Raw genomic sequence first — 15,338 nt, 5'->3', positions numbered from 1 at the left:
TAGGTTTTACACAGTTCTTTAAGATTTAATAGTTATAAAAATTTTTTCATGAAAAAGATTTATAAAATTCATTAATCCAGTTAAAACTTTCTTTGATAATTAAATCCTTGTTTTTATCCAGATATTCCAAATAAGCCAGTGCAACAGGGGAAAGGTTTTTTGATTTTACCCATACCAGGTTCCAGTCGGTATGAATAGGTAATCCTCGAACAGGTATTATCTGTAAACTCCCATTTTTCAGTTCATTTTTGATTCCAATTAGCGGCATTATAGACAGCCCCAATCCTGCCACTACGGCTTGTTTTACCGCTTCATTAGACATTAGTTCGATTTTCTTTCGAACAGAATACTGGTTATTAGAAATAAAATTTTCCATAGCATTACGTGTAGCTGAGCCATGCTCTCTATAAATAAGTGGATTTTTTTCAAATAACGCTTTTTTCCTATCACTATTAGATATATTAAACTGCCTATTTCCAATAAGATATAGACTGTTTGGCATTAATGATACAGTATCAAGTTGGAGTTTTTTTGGAAGCACTGATACTAAAGCAAAATCTACTTCATTTTTTTCCAGACTACTTACTACTTTAGACTTATTAGTAACATTTATTACCAACTCTACTTCGGGATGCGTAGATAAAAACTTGGATAGAAAATATGGTATTACATATTTTCCAGTGGAAGCGCTCGCAATTTTTAATTTTCCAGAAAGTTTGCCCTGAAAAGCCATCGTCTTATAATTAATAGCATTCGCCTCATCTAATATTCTTTCTGCGGTAGCTGCTATTTCTTTTCCAAAATCCGTGATGTATAACTGCCTTCCAACTACTTCAGTTAATGGAATTGGGAATTGATCCTGAAATTTTTTTAGTTGTATTGAGACAGCAGGCTGGGTAAGATTTAGCTCTTCTGAAGCCTTGGTGATGCTCCGTAATTCTACGATTTTTTGAAAAATCTGCAACTGGTGTAAAGTATAATGCATAAATATTTTTAATAAACAACATTATAAATATAAATAAAAATATATGATTTTCTGTTTAGATATTTGCCCCAATCAATAAAAATTTTTGATCATGAAATTACAGGTAGCACCATCAATGGAAACTAAATCTACAAAGTTAGATCTTCTCAATGGGATCTTTACTCAATCCGATTCCGCACACATTATTAGCGCTTTGATCGATGAAAAAATCAATTTTCATAAGATTCAGAAATGGCAGATGTGGGAATCTAACCATTCATTTAATTCTGAAAATATCGACTCGAGAATTCATGAATTGCAGAATCAGAAAGAAGAAGTTAAACAATGGTTGAGGAATTTAAATAGTAAGAGTTGTACCATAAAAATTGAAGGGACTATTTACCTTTCCATAGAGGATTAGTCTGTAAAAAATAACCTAAATAATCCCATATATGTCTTTATTAAATAATAAGTTCTTGCCAATTCTTGGTATGTTAATTTTAGCCTTGTTCATATTAATATCTTATCAAAATCACTTTCTTTTTCTGGAAGAGCTCGTGGTTTCTTCCGTGATACTTTCAATAATCTTCTTCTTAAAAATTTTTGAACCCATCGGTATCAAAGACCAGGAAAGAAGTAATAAGAAACAATTCGACTCTAGAAAATGAAATTAGTATTCAGGGCAACTAAATTAATATCACTATTGTTGTCCTTTTCAAGATTCCAATTAAATAATATTGTTTACGAATAGAGATTTACTTATCGCGACTATGCACAGGAAAGAGCAGGTGCTGGCTCCACTTTTAGAGAAGGAATTAAAAGTGAAATGCTTTGTTTCTGAAGATTTTGACACTAATAGATATGGAACCTTTTCAGGAGAAATAGAAAGAAAGGATTCTGCACACCAAACAGTTAGAAATAAATGTCTAGCTGCTATGGCTGCCATTGGCTGTGATCTCGCTGTAGCAAGTGAAGGATCTTTCGGATCTCACCCTATTAGTCCGTTTCTACCTGCAAACGAAGAATTGGTCATTTTCATTGATAAGAAAAATGATTTGGAAATCCTTGGGAGAGTTGTAGAGATAGAAACAAATTTTGCAAAGGAGGAGGTAAAAAACTGGGAAGATCTTAAAGAGTTTTCTGAAAGAGTTCATTTTCCTTCACATGCTTTAATTATGCGTAATTCAAAAAGCTCTGGAAATGAATTCATCAAAGGGATTAACGATATAGGAGTATTAGAAGAATCTTTTAAAAAATTAATGAATAAAGCATCTTCAATACTTGTAGAAACTGATATGCGAGCGCTGTATAACCCTACCCGAATGAAGGCAATAGAAAAAGCAGGAAAGAATCTTATTGAAAATATACTATCCTGTTGCCCAACTTGTAAAACTCCAGGTTTTTCAGTGACCTCTGCAAAAACAGGCCTCCCATGTCAACTTTGCGGCACACCATCCCGTTCAATTTTAAGTCTCGTCTATCAATGTAAAAAATGTCAATTCGAGGTTGAAAAGGAATTTCCCCATGGCAAACAATATGAAGATCCTATGTATTGTGACAGATGCAATCCTTAAATAATAATGCACTAATGAAACACTTAGATCAAGCGGCAGAAGAGTTAGCTAATGATGGAATAGTAGCTATCCCTACAGAAACAGTGTATGGATTAGCGGGTAACGCCATGAGCGAAGCCGCCGTAAAGAAGATATTTGAAATAAAAGGAAGACCTTCCAATAATCCATTAATTGTCCATATTAAATCTTTGGATGATTTAGGAAAGGTCGCTAAAGATATCCCGGATGTTGCTTATACCTTAGCCAAAAAGTTCTGGCCTGGTCCATTAACATTAATCCTGAAGAAAAAAGACCATATAGCAAAAGCTGTAACCGGGGAATTAGATACTGTTGCGGTTAGGGTCCCTAATCATACTTTGACCTTAAAGTTACTGGAAAAGCTAGATTTCCCCTTGGCTGTCCCAAGCGCAAACCCTTTTAGTTCAATTAGTCCTACAACAGCAGCACACGTATTTTCCTATTTCGGCGATAAGATAAAATATATTCTGGATGGGGGAGAGTGTCAAAGAGGGCTAGAATCTACAATTGTGGGATTTGATACAAATAATTCACCAGTGATTTTCCGGTATGGCTCCATATCCGTAGAGGAAATAGAGCGGCTAATAGGACCTACAAAAAAATACATTCATGATAATAAACGCCCAACTGCCCCCGGCATGTTATCACGTCATTATTCTCCGGGAACGGAATGTTACCTGACGCAAAATATTAATAAGATGATTGCCTCTTTTGAAGGTAAAAAGATTGGGTTGCTTCTATTTAAGGAAAAAGTGGCCTCCACTCAATTTATAGAACAGGAAGTTCTTTCTGAAACTGGAAATATGAAAGAAGCTGCTAAAAACCTTTATGGTGCAATGCACAAATTGGATCAAAAGAAACTGGACGTTCTACTATTTCAGGAATTACCGGAAACAGGATTGGGTATAACCATTAATGACAAACTAAGAAGGGCTTCGAGCAAATTCTAAATAAAGATCATTTTCCTAGTATAACCTAAAAATAAGATTTTGAATTCAGATAATAAATATACTGTAATACGAGATGCTACCATCGTTAATGAAGGCAAAAGCTATGAGGCTGAACTACTAATTAAAAATGATAGAATCGAAAAAATTGGAAATTCAGTGACTGTTGCCGGCCCTCTTGAAGAAATAAACGCCGAAGGTTTATATCTTATACCGGGAGTGATTGATGATCAGGTTCATTTTCGTGATCCTGGACTAACTCATAAAGCAGATATCCTTTCAGAGTCTATTGCAGCCGTTGCCGGGGGTATAACTTCATTTATGGATATGCCTAATACGATACCGAATACGCTTACTCAAGAATTATTAGAAGAAAAATATCAGTTAGCGGCAAGTAAATCCCTGGCTAATTACTCATTCTTTATGGGTGTTAGGAAGGATAATCTCGAAGAGGCTTTAAAAACAGATACTGAAAGAGTCTGTGGAATTACAGATGATGGACTCTATTTCCATAATGATGAAGGAATTCTGGCTAACTATCCGGACTTTCTGGAAAAGCTCTTTTCAAGGGCTGAAACACTTGTGGCGCTCCATTCCGAAGACGAAAGCATAATTAAAAGAAACCTTCAAAAATTTGAAAATATATACGGAAAAGAAATTCCTTTTTCATTCCACCCCAAGATTCGGAGTGAAGAAGCTTGTGTAACTGCGACAAAACGGGTTTTAGATTTGGCCAGGAAACACCAAAATCGCCTTCATTTATTTCACATTTCCACATTGGCAGAAGCCAGTCTTTTTGAAATTCAAGAGGATTTAAGAAAGAAACGAATTACAGCCGAAGCTTGCGTGCACCACCTGTGGTTTTCGGAAGATGATTACGAAAACCTGGGATCCCGTATAAAATGGAATCCTGCCGTAAAAGGGAAGCAAGATGCAGAAGGACTACTACAAGCCCTGAAAGATAACAGGCTAGATATTATAGCTACAGATCACGCTCCTCATACCATCGAAGAAAAGAATGGAAATTATTTTAATGCTAACTCAGGCGGACCTTTAGTACAGCACGCATTGGTCGCAATGTTACAACTTTTTCATCAGGGAAAAATAACATTAGAAAAAATGGTAGAAAAAATGAGCCACCATGTAGCCGAAATTTATAGAATAAGAGATAGAGGATATATCAGGGAAGGTTACTATGCTGACTTAGTCTTGGTAAACCTCAATGATTCATGGAAAGTTAAGCGGGAAAATCTGCTATATAAGTGTGGCTGGTCACCATTTTTAAATCAATCATTCCAGAGCCTTGTCACCCATACTTTTATTAATGGGAATCTCATCTATGAGAACGGAAGTATTAAAAATCACAAAAAGGGAATGAGACTTTTATTTGAAAAGATTAGAACCTAATTCTATAAACCTAAGGTAGTAATACGATAGGCAGTATTAATACAGAAGAAACTATATTATGAATATTAATCTACTTTTAGATAATTTAACTAGTCCGGTCCTATTATTCTTCGTGATGGGGATTTTAGCGGTACAATTAAAAAGTGATCTGGAAATCCCTAAAAGTTTATCCAAATTGATATCACTATATCTATTATTTTCGATTGGTTTTAATGGAGGAAGAGAACTGGCTCATAATACTTTTTCAATGGAGATCATCTGGACTATCTTATTTGGTGTAAGCAGTGCTTTAGTAGTTCCGATTTACACTTTCTTTCTCCTAAAGAAAAAATTAAGTATTGAGAATTCGGGAGTGATTGCAGCTGCATACGGCTCAATTACTGCTGTAACTTTTGTCACAGCAGCTTCATTCCTTGAAATACAACAAATTTCCTACAGCGGACATATGGTTGCATTCATGGCCTTAATGGAAGCACCGGCGATCATAGTGGGAGTAATCTTAATTTCACTTTATGGAAAAAAAGACAATAATTCCCCAAAACTCCGTAATCTAATCGGGCACTCATTTACCAATGGCAGTGTGCTAATGATTCTGGGAAGCTTAGTAATAGGTTTGTTAGCTAGTGAAAGCCAGGCTCTGGGAATTGCTCCGTTCACTACGGATATTTTGAAGGGATTCCTGGCGATCTTTCTTTTGGACATGGGAATAGTGAGTGGCCGTAAATTAGCTGATTTCATTAGAAATTACAATGGTACTAGCTGTAACTTTCCAATTTAACATCACTTTTGTTATGCCATTATATATGTTTTTGATAGTTCCTTGATTACCATAATAATATTTTCCAAATTCACCTTTATGAATATCACAACATTGGAGCTTATGACATACACAGGCTTTTTTTATAACTAGTTAACATGTAAATTTCACATTTAATGAATTATTTGAAAGCGACTTGTTTTTAAATGTCTTTAGTCATAATATACTTTGATACCAACTGATTTTTTTAAAACCAAACTATGAAAAAACAAAAAAGATACGATTCTCAAGATCCTAGATTCACTTTGTTGAGAAAGACCTTTTTTAATCATCTTCAAAAAAGGAATAATTTATATATACCCAGGGAAGACGCAGAGGATATTATTGAAGCTCTCTGGATTTTTGTAAATAAGAGAATGGCTGATATATTGGAAGTAAATAATCAGGCGATCAATAAAAAAAGTGCGGAGGAGCTTTGGACATTTATACAGGAAAATAATATCGCTAAGCAATACTTTTATAATTTATTAAAATCGTATACAACATATTCCCAAATAAAAACACTAAAAATAACTCCCAGTCCTTATTTAACTGAATAATATTAGCCATATCTAAGCACTCTTTTCCACTCAACCTATGTTTTCAAACTATTAGGATCTGAAAATGAATTTCCTTTTTAACTATAATTGATATCATGGTATCTTATGCCTACGATAGGAAGGAGCGTTGGAAAATTCGATCTAATATCCGTAAAAATAGAGAATATTAAATCTTGGTTTATAAATATTTTCCGGTACTTTAATTGTCTAAATTGTTATATGAGAATTTTTCCAGGCTCAGTTGTATATTGTAACCGGGTATCAAATAAACACTTTTCATTGAGACTTTTGGATTGACTATTGAATATGGTTTGTTTATTCAGGTGATTTGAAACAAGAAGCTATGACGAATCATGTTTTGCCAAGATGATTTTTTTGAAAATTATATGTGAAATGATAGATTAGTAGAAACCTAAAAGATCCCAATTGCACACGATTATTATAACTAAAAATAGGTCGTCTAAAAAATTAAACGACCTTTCTAAAAAAGCAAATGTGTTAGACTAAAAAGAGATTAATTTACCTCACTCATTAGTTCCCCTCACTCAAAGAAAAGCTTCCGTCTCCTTTAAAATTGGTTAAGCTGATAGTTACAGACCATACTCCCGGGGTACCCGTTTGGGTAACACCTGAAAAAGAATCTGGTTCTGATGCACCTGATAAAGACCTGTCAAGAACAGAATTATTATTTGCATCTCTAACAACCATTTTAAAAGAACCATCGGTAGTAGCGGTGATGTCGGCATTATAATCTGCCGTAGGTTCAGCATTACTCCATGTAAATGTTCGGGTAGTAGATCCTCCATTGCCGGTAAAATCTCCGTCAATGTCACCATCAAAATCACTAGTGTCATCAAACAATACAGAATTATTGACACTAACTTCAGCGACTACAAGATTCTCTTCATCATTATTACTTGAACACCCAATAATTAGGGTTGTTAAAAATAAAATAGAAATTACAAATTTCATTGATTTCATGGGATTACATTTTATTAGTTCTATCCAAAAATACATAAACTTTACAATTCCATCTTTATAAATAATTAATAGGGATATTAAGATCCATTTTTTCAGGTAAATTTTGGAAAGGTAATTTCAAAAAATTCAAAAGTTTTTTTAATATCAAAATCCCTTAATAAAGTTGTTTTGTAAAACCAAGGACGCACAGCAAGGACGCACAGCAAGAGGATAACACGCTGCGCGATGTTATGGTCGATCCCGCCTTAGTTTTTAGCTAGTTTTGTAGTCATTTAAAATTAAATCCAATGATTTCAAAAATTCGGAAAAAACTTTTTTAGGAAAAAATGCTCTCAGCCCAGTAAAACCGGCAAATTTTTTACGAAAAAATATCATTTTTGGAAGTGAAATCCTACAAGTTATAGAGACTTTATTATTAACCTACCTGAACAAAGAAATTGTATAGAATAACACACTCACCACTTTTTTATTCAATATGCAAAAGCTCCATTTTTAAAAAAGAGGTAAGCTGAATCTATCTTGGACACAAGTCAAAAAAGTAATTGAACCATTCTATAAAACCTGAATTGAAAACTTTTTTACCTTAAGTCCGCTTGAATTCTTTTCATTACTAACTTTGCCTATAAAAGAGTAATCATTCTTTCAATATTCCCGCAACTTTCATAGCCTTACCTTTTGATGCTAAAGAAAGAGCGTTTGAAATTAGCGGCCTGCATAAAGCCGCGTTGCTTTTTATAAGGCCTATCTAATTTCAAACCCTAAACATAAATTTGCATCAAAAGGTAATGCAAACAGCTCTGAAAGAAGTAAATGGAATTAAGCTGAATATTTTCAATCTGACCGGAATATCATGTTCCATTGAAAGCAAAAAGGAAAATGCACCAGATAAAAAAAGTAAATGGGTTTTTGGAAGTAGTGAAAAGAATATTTTCCTAGTAAGATATTACTCTTTCTTCGGTTGATTTTCTTTGGCCATAAGTAAGGGACGAATCTCATCAAGTAATTCTGCTTCATATTTAGGAAGTAATTGCATTACTAATTCCAAGATATACTGAATATTCGGGTCTTGTTTTATTCTGGATGAGGCTCCTTCCGCTCCATAAACCATCTCTTCAATACATACTTTTAATAAAACATCAATAGTCTCTATTAGATCAATATAACTTGAAAATTCAAGTTTCGCTTCATAGGTGTGCTTTCGATCTGTGGCTTTTAGCGTGTTGAAATAGGTAACACTATTTTTTTTAAGAAATTTAAATCGGTCTATATCAGCTTTTTTCATAACTCTGTTTTTTCGATCTTTTCTTTCAACCGTTTTGGATAATTTGGATGTTCGAGATCATTCTCAATAATGGCTTTTAATCTTCTCATGTTAAACAAATCATCATGCGGTAAGAGTTCAATGGCCATTTCGATGGTGAGCCTTACGCTATCCTGTTTACTTTTATTAGAAAGCATTCTAGAATAGAACTCCCCATTTCCATCTAAAGCCAGTACGGCCGTTTCTAGAAGCGCTGAAACTCTGTTCAAATAATCCTCATGATCCTCAAAACGCACTTTTGCAGTAACAAACTTTCGTCTTCCGCATACCTCCGGTTGTAAGCCGTACGGGCTTTTTAAAATTTTCCTGAGCTCCTTCAGCTTTAGTTTATTTAGTTTTCCGGTTTTCATAACTAATCAGTTTTTCCAATGTTTTCTTTTCAGTTCTATTAATTGCTGCTCTGCCAGGGCTTCGGCTTTCTGAAGAAAATGAGATACAACCTTTTCAATGTGCCTGGCATATTCATCCTTCTGAAATGTTGATGGCTGGTTATTCATTAAATAGCGGGCATGACATAGTTTATGATAGGCATCCTTAGACCGGAAAGAATCTTTTGGATAAATGATATTTGGAAGATCTGTAAACTGACTGCAAAGGTTTAAAAGAAAAGGGATTGCGAAAAAGTTAGGCTGGAACTCCCAGAACAGGTACAGTAATCCAAGACAGGTCTGCCTGACTACTTCTTTAAATAGTAAATACCTTGAACTATCGTCTGTTTTATCTTCACAAATGGTCGTTTTCTCAAAAAAGTATCCTGCACGTTTATATCTTAAATCCCAAGCTTTTTTCACTTTATTATATACGGTTGGATGATACAATATGGAATGGGGAAGATGTTGTAAATTCTGATTCTCCTGGTAAGCGATAACTGCTTTGCTCAGTACAAGGCTTAGGAAATTATTTCCTTCGGTAAGTCTAAAGCTTACTTCATTATAGGTGTAATGAATGGAATAAATTTTAGAAGACTTTTGTGTCTTATTATACACCTTGTTCATAAATTTTTGTGGATCTTCTACCAGATCGTGGGAAATCACAAGCAGGGTATACACGTGAGTTATTTTGCGATGTTTTATATTCGTTTGAAGAGAGCAACATGTTTTAGTGTTGTGAACCTGGTGACCGATCATGAAAATAGAATGGATTTTCGCCATTTCCCGAATCGCTTTGACAACTGCGGAAAGACTTTTGGAGTTACTTACTAGCATAATCTAATATTTTGGTTATCGAAATAACTGTTCACAACAGGTTGAAGAGTTTTCTTTCTTTGAGCATTTTCATTTAGAGAAAATGGTATCTTTGAAGAAGGCTCTATAATTCGCTGTTTAAATTCATTAGAAAGTTAGAAATAGGTGGAGCCGTACCGAACCAGAGGCTTTGGTATTTTACCCAAAACGGTTTGTTTTTTACCTGTAAGGGTTAACCGTAAATTTTTAAAGAAAAACTACTTATATTTGAGATTATGACAACTACAACCAAACCTAATCATATAGGCCGTAAGATTGCCCGTATTCGGGAATTACGAGGCATGAAACAGGAAACCCTTGCCGAAGAATTAGGCATTAGCCAGCAAAGTGTTTCACACATGGAAAAAAGCGAAAGTGTTGAAGATAAAACTCTTCAAAAAGTTTCTGAAGTATTAAAAGTTTCTCCAGAGGCCATTCGTCATTTTAGTGAAGAGGCTGTCTTTAATATTATTAATAATACTTTTAAAGATAATAGTGCCAATAACAACAATTATTTCTGCACGATTGATCCTGTAGAAAAAATTGTTGAACTTTATGAACGTCTGGTACAGGCGGAGAAGGATAAGGTGGCATACCTAGAAAAAATGAAAAATAAAAATTAATCAATTTTCATAAATCCTGCTCACGCAGGATTTTTATTTAAAACTAAATATCATGAATCAATCAATTATTGAAGCAATTGAAAATAGAGAAATACTTGAATTTTATTACGATGGAGAGCTGAGAGTTGTAGAACCACATTGCTATGGTGAAACTACTGCAGGTAATGAAGGGTTAAGAGCATATCAAGTGGATGGCTATTCATCTTCTGGAAGAATGGGATGGAAACTTTATAATTTAAGCAATGCTAGGAATATCCAATCTACCGAAGAAAATTTTAATGTAAGGCACGATTATAAGAAGGGAGATAGCGGCATGTCTTCAATCTATGCTGAAATTTGATAGAATTAAGTCATTTTTTTCTTGAATCGTTATTTACAGAGTTTATAAAAATTTCACCATTCATTTATGAGGTCTAAGTTACTAAGTATGGAAATAAAGAACCTTGGTTGTATTGGCAATGAAGGATTAAAAGTGGATTTAGATAATATACTTTGTCTTGTAGGGGATAACAATTCAGGTAAATCAACAGTTCTTAGAGCTTATGAGCTAGCAGTGGGTACGGTTAGATATGATCCCACAAAAGATCGATGTAATTATTCGGAAAACGATACTGTTATCGAAATTTCAGTTCATATTCCCGACGGGGTTGAAAATATAGCTGAAAAGTGGAAGGAAGTAAATGGTGATTTAAGAATTGTAAAAAGTAAATGGACATGGGATATTAGTGGTACTAGTATACGTGAAACTTATGATCCTGAACAAAAAGATTATTCCCCTCATGGTAATGCAGCAGGTCTAGATAATGTTTTTGCTAGTAGATTACCTAAACCTCTTAGAATAGGTGCCCTGGAGGGGCCACACTCAGAATTTAATGAACTTTTAAAGCTTATTGTAGAACCTATTTCTGATAGACTAAAAAATAGCCTCGAAGATGCCGAATCAGAAATTAGCAAAGCTTTAAAAATCTTTAATAATGAAGCTGAGAAGCCGGTGGCCGATGAAGCTAAAAAAATTGAACATTACAATAAAGAAATTTCTAATAGCCACGCTTCTATTTTTCCAAACTTGGAAATTGATTTATCAATAGGAATTGGTGAGTTTAATTTTGATCCAGTTAAAGCTTTGATACAGGGCTCAAATCTTAATGTAAAGGAGTTTGGACAAACCGTTGTTTGGCAGCAACAAGGAACAGGTTCACAAAGGGCATTATTTTGGTCTTTGCTCCAAGTTAGATCTAAGCTACAATCCTTAAATGAGTTTAAAAATGATCATCAGAAGAATATTATTACTGCTGAGAAAGCTATTAAAAAATTAGAAAGGGAAAAAGAAAGGGCTAAGACGACAAAAACCATTGAAAGTAAAGATGCTGAAATCGATTTAAAACTTCAAGAAATTGAAGAATTGAAAAAAATGGATTTAGAAGCAGAATGGAAAAGTAAAGAAGGTGAAGTTTTACTGCCTGGTTATATGCTATTAATTGATGAACCGGAAATAGCATTGCACCCTAACGGTATTAGAGCAGCTTCGAACTTTCTATATGATCTCGCAAAAGATAAATCTTGGCAAGTAATGTTATCGACACATAGTCCTTTATTTGTAAATCCTTTTGAAGACAATACAACTATCGTTAGACTATCCCGAAATAACAATAGCCCAACTCCTAAAACATATCGTTCAGATACCATATCATTTTCTGAAGAAGAAAAAGATCAACTAACCTTACTAAATACTTATGATCAAAATTTAGCAGAGATGTTTTTTGGTCAGTATCCAATAATTGTTGAAGGGGATACAGAATTTGCCTCATTTCAAAAGGTTATGAGTTTGGATCTGAATGAATATCCATTAGCAACAAGACCTTTAATAATTAGAGCTAGAGGAAAATTCACTATAAATCCAATTATAAAAATGTTAACTCATTTTAAGGTTAATTTTTCTGTGTTACACGATTCTGACTATCCTACAAATAAAGCTGGAAATAATAATTCTGTTTGGAAGGCCAATAAGCAAATACTGGATAACATTTTAGAGGCTAGAAAAAAAGGATTGAAAATTATTCATAGAATTTCAGTTTATACGTTTGAAGTAGAACATGGTGAAGTTTCTTTAGCCGATGATGGTACTGTTAAGATACCATCTTCTAAGAATAAACCATTTATAATGTACGACCAAATAGGTAAGGATAAAAATTTAAGAAATAGTGTTCATGATATTCTACAAGAATTAATTGATCAAGAATCCACAGAAGAACCTTTTGAAACTGATTTGGATTCTACCTTTGAATCATGGAGAAATCTTAATAATATTAAAGATCCTAGATTTATTAAAAATTAAAACAATATGCTCAAACTAAATCAGCAATTAAAAAGAGTTGAACTTAAGGAGTTTGAAATAGAAAATGATATTGTTTTCAATTATTTCAATAATATTCCCGCATCTGATAGGGATGACAAATTAATTCGTGCCATCTACATAGGTGTGTTGGCATTAATGGAAGATCGCATATCAGCTTTTCTTTCTAAAACTAGCAATGAACTAGGAACGGAATTAGAGAGTTTGAAAATGATCTTTGAAATGAAAAAGGAGCTTTTCTATAAATCAGCCATAAAAGGAAATCTAGCCGAGGAGGAAGTAGCAGATTTTTTAAATCAGTATTTTAAAGAAAAACGATTAAAAGACCAGGCATTTTTAACGGGAAATTCTTCAGGCTCACTTCCTAAAAATAAGACTGGGGATATAGTTTGCGAAGTTGAGGGAACTTCAGAGTTGAAAATTGTAATTGAATGTAAATTCGATAAAAGTGTGAAAATAGGAGATATAGAATCTAAGAATGTTTTCACAAGAAAATCTGATACGGCATGGAGTCAGTTAATAGAATCCCAAGCCAATCGAGAAGCTAAAGTTAGTCTCATAGTTTTTGATATTTCATTAATAGATAATTCAATATTAAAAAGTTTTGAAAATGTCGGATATATACCTGGAATTGGTTTTATAGCAGTAATAGATTCTCAAAAGGGAGATTACTCCAACTTAGCCATTGCCTATATGTTAGCAAGGGATATTGCCTTAAATGCCAGGGAAGTTGAATTAGATAAAGATCTATTAGCAATTTTGGTGAATCGTATAATTAAAGATCTTAATGAAATAACTAGTATTCGCAACCTTGTTCAGAATAATATCGATAATAATAAAGCTATTCTCAAACAACTAGAAAAGTCGATCCTTCTCATGGAATTTAACCAAGAGTATATGCGAAAATTTCTTTGTGATGGTACCTTGACAAAAGAAGATTTATTGGAATATTATATGGGAGACCAAATTAAGGATAGATTTAAATTAATTGAGAAAGAAATAAATGAAATGTGATGGTATTTAAGGTGTCACAATATAATAGAATGTAAAATCCGAACAAATTAAACGGTTACCTCAGATATTATGATTGGAAGTTTTAACTCAATATTGAAAGTCAGATCGGTTATAGATTCCTCAATAACTCTAAAACTTTTAAGAGCGAAAAACTTACATTTAATAATTACTTTCTTATACCAAGAGTACAAGATAGGTGAACAGATCTCAATACCTTATCAAATTTTAGTTCAAAAGTTGTCAGATTTCCTAGAGAATATTGAATATCAGGAAGTGGATGACGAAATCATGTCTGACCATTTGGTTTTAGCCTTTGATGAAATAGCCAAACGCTACATTGATAAATGGATTGATGACCATTACCTACGGAATATAATGGACGATGCGCAAAAGGAACCCTTAGTATTTTTATCCAAACATGTGGAAAAAGTAATTCAGGTTTTTGAGCTTTTACAAGACCGTGAATTTGTTGGAACCGAATCTAAGTTTAAGGATATTTTCACAAAGCTTCGAGACATCATTGAAAATGCTAACCCAGATAAAGAGAAAAGGCTGGCTGAATTAGAAAAGAGAAAACAGACCATTGATGAAGAAATTCGAAAGATCAAAATTGATGGTTATGTACCCACTTATGAAGATTATCAAATTAAATCTCGCTATGAAGAAGTAAGCCGATTGGCCAATGAGTTGATCGGAGATTTTAAAGAAGTGGAAGATAACTTCAAAGAAATCACACGGAGGATATATGAGCGGCAACAGCAAACCGATCTCTCCAAAGGAAAATTAATTGCAGAGACATTTGACGCTCTTTATGAATTACGCAGTACCGATCAGGGAAAAAGTTTTTATGCGTTTTGGCAATTTATGCTGGATGATATCAGTCAATCTGATTTTCAAAAACTGACCAGAGAAGTTTACGAGGTAATGGAAGACCGTGGTATAAACGTTTCTTCGCGTTCCCTAAGAAAGCTAAAAACATTGCTTCATTTGGCCGCTAGAAAAGTTTTAGATAAAAACGGTGTATTGGCTAATAAACTAAGTAGGGAGATCGTTGCAAAAGACCAACTAGAATCACGAAAAGCAAGAGAATTGATATCCGAAATACGGCAACACGCTATCCACCAAGTGAATCATTCACCCTCTCGGGAATACTATCTTGAAATTCAGGGAAACCCCGATATTTATCTTCCATTAGAAAGGAAACTGGGTGAGAAACCCGAAATCAACACATTTACCACTAAGGCTGAACAAGCCAATATCTCTTTAGAAGATCTTGCAGATCTCACCAAAATTTATAATGCAGATTTGATAGACAAAAAACAGCTATTGGCAAATATCAATGATTTACTGCAAACTAAAAATCAGGTATCTCTTTTAGAAGTAGTAAACACCAAAGGCTTAAATGAAAAAAATGGCTTGGCTGAATTACTAGCATATGTTACCCTGGTGAATACCGGCACTAAATATTTCGTCAATGATAATATTAGAGAAATCATCCCTTTTAATCAGGCCAGCAAGAAATACCTGGATTTGCCCCAAATCATTTTCACGAGATAA

Annotated in this window: 16 protein-coding genes; 11 read left to right on the top strand and 5 right to left on the bottom strand. The window is 33.9% G+C overall.

Annotated elements, in window-relative coordinates; genetic code table 11:
* Positions 1-46: 46 nt before the first annotated feature.
* Complete coding sequence (locus ACW6QP_RS05360) at positions 47-985, bottom strand: LysR family transcriptional regulator (protein ID WP_457909822.1); 939 nt, start codon at positions 983-985, stop codon at positions 47-49.
* 85 nt (positions 986-1,070) lie between these two features.
* Between ACW6QP_RS05360 and ACW6QP_RS05355 the strand changes: the two genes are divergently transcribed.
* The 6 genes from ACW6QP_RS05355 to ACW6QP_RS05330 all read left to right on the top strand — a co-directional run bounded on the left by ACW6QP_RS05355 (position 1,071) and on the right by ACW6QP_RS05330 (position 6,266).
* Entirely contained in the window at positions 1,071-1,385 is a 315-nt protein-coding gene (locus ACW6QP_RS05355; protein ID WP_457909821.1) for a hypothetical protein, read from the top strand.
* A gap of 316 nt (positions 1,386-1,701) precedes the next feature.
* The gene (locus tag ACW6QP_RS05350; RefSeq protein WP_457909820.1) at positions 1,702-2,538 is read left to right on the top strand and encodes a DUF6671 family protein; all 837 of its coding nucleotides are present in this window, start codon (positions 1,702-1,704) and stop codon (positions 2,536-2,538) included.
* A 14-nt stretch (positions 2,539-2,552) separates the two neighbouring features.
* Positions 2,553-3,506, top strand: coding sequence for an L-threonylcarbamoyladenylate synthase (locus ACW6QP_RS05345; protein WP_457909819.1), 954 nt, complete (start codon positions 2,553-2,555; stop codon positions 3,504-3,506).
* 39 nt (positions 3,507-3,545) lie between these two features.
* Positions 3,546-4,910 (top strand): dihydroorotase, encoded by a 1,365-nt coding sequence (locus ACW6QP_RS05340; RefSeq protein WP_457909818.1) that lies wholly within the window; start codon positions 3,546-3,548, stop codon positions 4,908-4,910.
* Positions 4,911-4,968: 58 nt separating this feature from the next.
* On the top strand, positions 4,969-5,688 hold the full coding sequence (locus ACW6QP_RS05335; protein ID WP_457909817.1) for a sodium-dependent bicarbonate transport family permease: 720 nt from the start codon (positions 4,969-4,971) through the stop codon (positions 5,686-5,688).
* A 239-nt stretch (positions 5,689-5,927) separates the two neighbouring features.
* Positions 5,928-6,266 carry a hypothetical protein gene (locus ACW6QP_RS05330; RefSeq protein WP_457909816.1) on the top strand — a complete coding sequence of 113 codons (339 nt, stop codon included), beginning with the start codon at positions 5,928-5,930 and terminating at the stop codon, positions 6,264-6,266.
* A gap of 531 nt (positions 6,267-6,797) precedes the next feature.
* Here ACW6QP_RS05330 and ACW6QP_RS05325 read toward each other — a convergent pair.
* The 4 genes from ACW6QP_RS05325 to ACW6QP_RS05310 all read right to left on the bottom strand — a co-directional run bounded on the left by ACW6QP_RS05325 (position 6,798) and on the right by ACW6QP_RS05310 (position 9,773).
* Positions 6,798-7,247 carry a hypothetical protein gene (locus ACW6QP_RS05325; protein ID WP_457909815.1) on the bottom strand — a complete coding sequence of 150 codons (450 nt, stop codon included), beginning with the start codon at positions 7,245-7,247 and terminating at the stop codon, positions 6,798-6,800.
* Between the two features lie 943 nt (positions 7,248-8,190).
* Positions 8,191-8,529: a hypothetical protein gene (locus ACW6QP_RS05320; RefSeq protein ID WP_457909814.1), complete on the bottom strand. Its 339-nt coding sequence runs from the start codon at positions 8,527-8,529 to the stop codon at positions 8,191-8,193.
* Positions 8,526-8,918, bottom strand: coding sequence for a hypothetical protein (locus ACW6QP_RS05315; RefSeq protein WP_457909813.1), 393 nt, complete (start codon positions 8,916-8,918; stop codon positions 8,526-8,528). The genes ACW6QP_RS05320 and ACW6QP_RS05315 overlap by 4 nt, the downstream gene beginning before the upstream one ends.
* Before the next feature lie 6 nt (positions 8,919-8,924).
* Positions 8,925-9,773 carry a hypothetical protein gene (locus ACW6QP_RS05310; protein ID WP_457909812.1) on the bottom strand — a complete coding sequence of 283 codons (849 nt, stop codon included), beginning with the start codon at positions 9,771-9,773 and terminating at the stop codon, positions 8,925-8,927.
* A 254-nt stretch (positions 9,774-10,027) separates the two neighbouring features.
* Between ACW6QP_RS05310 and ACW6QP_RS05305 the strand changes: the two genes are divergently transcribed.
* From ACW6QP_RS05305 to ACW6QP_RS05285, 5 genes are all read left to right on the top strand, one after another.
* The gene (locus ACW6QP_RS05305) at positions 10,028-10,414 is read left to right on the top strand and encodes a helix-turn-helix domain-containing protein (RefSeq protein ID WP_457909811.1); all 387 of its coding nucleotides are present in this window, start codon (positions 10,028-10,030) and stop codon (positions 10,412-10,414) included.
* 52 nt (positions 10,415-10,466) lie between these two features.
* Positions 10,467-10,754 carry a hypothetical protein gene (locus tag ACW6QP_RS05300; RefSeq protein WP_457909810.1) on the top strand — a complete coding sequence of 96 codons (288 nt, stop codon included), beginning with the start codon at positions 10,467-10,469 and terminating at the stop codon, positions 10,752-10,754.
* Positions 10,755-10,841: 87 nt separating this feature from the next.
* Positions 10,842-12,749, top strand: coding sequence for an ATP-dependent nuclease (locus ACW6QP_RS05295; RefSeq protein WP_457909809.1), 1,908 nt, complete (start codon positions 10,842-10,844; stop codon positions 12,747-12,749).
* A gap of 6 nt (positions 12,750-12,755) precedes the next feature.
* Positions 12,756-13,781, top strand: a complete 1,026-nt coding sequence (locus tag ACW6QP_RS05290) for a putative PDDEXK endonuclease (RefSeq protein ID WP_457909808.1) — start codon at positions 12,756-12,758, stop codon at positions 13,779-13,781.
* A 69-nt stretch (positions 13,782-13,850) separates the two neighbouring features.
* The gene (locus tag ACW6QP_RS05285; protein WP_457909807.1) at positions 13,851-15,338 is read left to right on the top strand and encodes a DUF3375 domain-containing protein; all 1,488 of its coding nucleotides are present in this window, start codon (positions 13,851-13,853) and stop codon (positions 15,336-15,338) included.

Source organism: Salegentibacter haimaensis, from assembly GCF_054121495.1.
The sequence above is the reverse complement of the archived record's forward strand: the minus strand, read 5'-3'. Positions and strand labels throughout refer to the sequence as shown.

Coding starts and splice junctions, on each gene's coding strand:
- ACW6QP_RS05335 (WP_457909817.1), top strand. CDS start 4,969: ATGAATATTAATCTACTTTTAGATAATTTAACTAGTCCGGTCCTATTA.
- ACW6QP_RS05325 (WP_457909815.1), bottom strand. CDS start 7,247: ATGAAATCAATGAAATTTGTAATTTCTATTTTATTTTTAACAACCCTA.
- ACW6QP_RS05285 (WP_457909807.1), top strand. CDS start 13,851: ATGATTGGAAGTTTTAACTCAATATTGAAAGTCAGATCGGTTATAGAT.
- ACW6QP_RS05305 (WP_457909811.1), top strand. CDS start 10,028: ATGACAACTACAACCAAACCTAATCATATAGGCCGTAAGATTGCCCGT.
- ACW6QP_RS05345 (WP_457909819.1), top strand. CDS start 2,553: ATGAAACACTTAGATCAAGCGGCAGAAGAGTTAGCTAATGATGGAATA.
- ACW6QP_RS05320 (WP_457909814.1), bottom strand. CDS start 8,529: ATGAAAAAAGCTGATATAGACCGATTTAAATTTCTTAAAAAAAATAGT.
- ACW6QP_RS05310 (WP_457909812.1), bottom strand. CDS start 9,773: ATGCTAGTAAGTAACTCCAAAAGTCTTTCCGCAGTTGTCAAAGCGATT.
- ACW6QP_RS05360 (WP_457909822.1), bottom strand. CDS start 985: ATGCATTATACTTTACACCAGTTGCAGATTTTTCAAAAAATCGTAGAA.
- ACW6QP_RS05300 (WP_457909810.1), top strand. CDS start 10,467: ATGAATCAATCAATTATTGAAGCAATTGAAAATAGAGAAATACTTGAA.
- ACW6QP_RS05330 (WP_457909816.1), top strand. CDS start 5,928: ATGAAAAAACAAAAAAGATACGATTCTCAAGATCCTAGATTCACTTTG.
- ACW6QP_RS05290 (WP_457909808.1), top strand. CDS start 12,756: ATGCTCAAACTAAATCAGCAATTAAAAAGAGTTGAACTTAAGGAGTTT.
- ACW6QP_RS05315 (WP_457909813.1), bottom strand. CDS start 8,918: ATGAAAACCGGAAAACTAAATAAACTAAAGCTGAAGGAGCTCAGGAAA.
- ACW6QP_RS05295 (WP_457909809.1), top strand. CDS start 10,842: ATGGAAATAAAGAACCTTGGTTGTATTGGCAATGAAGGATTAAAAGTG.